Source organism: Mesorhizobium sp. M7A.F.Ca.US.014.04.1.1 (assembly GCF_003998745.1).
In the GTDB taxonomy this organism is placed as follows: domain Bacteria; phylum Pseudomonadota; class Alphaproteobacteria; order Rhizobiales; family Rhizobiaceae; genus Mesorhizobium; species Mesorhizobium ciceri.
Genome location: NZ_RZRW01000819.1, coordinates 1 through 1,944, shown reverse-complemented (window position 1 = coordinate 1,944; position 1,944 = coordinate 1). Strand labels below are relative to the sequence as shown.

Below are 1,944 nucleotides of genomic sequence, written 5' to 3'. Positions count from 1 at the left end.
CGCTACGCGTGTCGATAGACGCCTGGGAGAGCTATCTTGAGCCGGCGTGAAGAACTGCCGCCAGGTTTCGACGAGCCGGTGTTCGCCGAGCCGTGGCAGGCCGAGGCCTTCGCCATGACGGTGGCGCTGCACGACAAGGGCCTGTTTTCGTGGAGCGAGTGGGCGCAGGCGCTGTCGAGCGAAGTGAAAAGACCGGGCGCCGCAGCGGACGGCCATGATTATTACGAACATTGGCTGGCGGCGCTGGAAAGCCTGCTTGCCTCGAAGGGACTGGCCGCCAAGGCCGATGTCGACGCGATGGCTGAGGCCTGGGAGCGCGCGGCACATGCCACCCCGCACGGCAAGCCGATCCTGCTGGAGAACGATCCTGGACCCTGACAGCAGGCTGCGAGCAGCCAGGCCAAAAAGATCAGTTTAGTCTTCCGTTATCTCAGTCCGGATTTCGCTCCTGCACTCAGTTGCAAATATTGGGGCCACCAGCGACCATATCCCCATGATGGAAAAGCCTGCCGCGCCCTGGCCTTTGCTGCAAATCGCGATCGAGCCGAAATCGAAGGCCGATCAGGAGCGGCTGCGTATCGCCTTGGCGAAGCTGGCGGACGAGGATGCTTTCTTCCGCGTCATGCAAGACGAGGAATCGGGCCAGACCATTATCGCCTTCATGGACGAACTCCACCTCGACATCATCATTGACCACCTGCGTCGCGAGTCCCAGGTCGATGTGAATATTGGTTCTCCACAAGTGGCCTATCGCGAGACGATCACCCGTACGCACAAGCAGGACTTCACGCACAAGAGGCAGTCCGGCGGCACCGGTCAGTTCGCCCGCGTCAAGATCATGTTCGAGCCGAACGCGGACAGCGCGGACTCCGTGTTCGAGTCCAGGATCGTCGGTGGTGCGCTTCATGGCGAATACATTGCGGGCGTCGAAAAGGGGCTGCGCAGCATATTGTCCTCAGGTCCATTTGCGGGCTTCCCGATGATCGGCGTCAAGGCGGTGCTGATGGATGGCGCTTTTCACGATACCGATTCCTCGGCTCTGGCTTTCGAGATCGCCGGCCGCGCCTGCTTTCGCGAAGCCGCGCCACGCCTCGGCGTGCAGTTGCTCGAGCCGATCATGAAGGTCGAAGTAATGACTTCAGCAACCCATGTCGGCAACGTCATCGCCGAACTGCAAAGCCGCCGTGGCCAGATCCTGAGTCGGGAAATCCGCGGCGTGGTCGTCGTCGTCAACGCGACAGTGCCGCTTAGAAATATGTCCAAGCTGGAGGATGCACTCCGGTCCTGTTCGAACGGGCAGGCACGGTTGAGCGTCAGCTATGCCGGATACGCTCCCGTTCCGCTACCACCCGACGACCGCGACCCGCGGGCCGCCATGGCCATTGCCTGAATTTCGCTTCCAGCCGACGTGGTCGATTGTTCCCTTTACGTTCTTGTCTGTGCCTGATAGCCTGACCCGTCGGCGGCACTTAAGCGTCCCGGCGCATCGATGATGATGGCGGCTGTCTTGTCTTTCCCTTGCGAATCCGGTCTCTCGCGCTGATGGAATTCTCTCCCCAACAGGACGAGGCGCTGCAAGCGGTCGCCCGCTGGCTGAAGATCGGCCAGCCGCAGCTGTTCCGGCTGTTCGGCTATGCCGGCACCGGCAAGACGACGCTGGCGCGCTATTTCGCCGAGCATGTCGACGGCCAGGTGCAGTTCGCCGCCTTCACCGGCAAGGCCGCGCAGGTGCTGCGCTCCAAGGGCGCGGTCAATGCGCGTACCATCCATTCGCTGATCTACCGGCCGAAAGGCGAGGAATCGGTGTCGGACGAAATCACCGGCAAGACGTCGATGTCGCCGACTTTTTCGCTCAACCGGCAGAGCCCGATCTCGCGGGCCAAGCTGGTCGTCATCGACGAATGTTCGATGGTCGACGAGCAACTCGGCCGCGACCTGATGAGT

Annotated in this window: 2 protein-coding genes and 1 pseudogene; all 3 read left to right on the top strand. The window is 61.8% G+C overall.

The features are described from left to right. Positions 1–36 precede the first annotated feature (36 nt). Positions 37–378 carry a nitrile hydratase accessory protein gene (locus EOA22_RS31895; RefSeq protein WP_063168265.1) on the top strand — a complete coding sequence of 114 codons (342 nt, stop codon included), beginning with the start codon at positions 37–39 and terminating at the stop codon, positions 376–378. A 115-nt stretch (positions 379–493) separates the two neighbouring features. Then, positions 494–1,390, top strand: a pseudogene (gene fusA / locus EOA22_RS31890) (elongation factor G); the annotation flags it as partial. A 152-nt stretch (positions 1,391–1,542) separates the two neighbouring features. Further along, a partial coding sequence (locus tag EOA22_RS31885) for an AAA family ATPase (RefSeq protein WP_164756122.1) occupies positions 1,543–1,944 on the top strand: 402 nt, incomplete at its 3' end.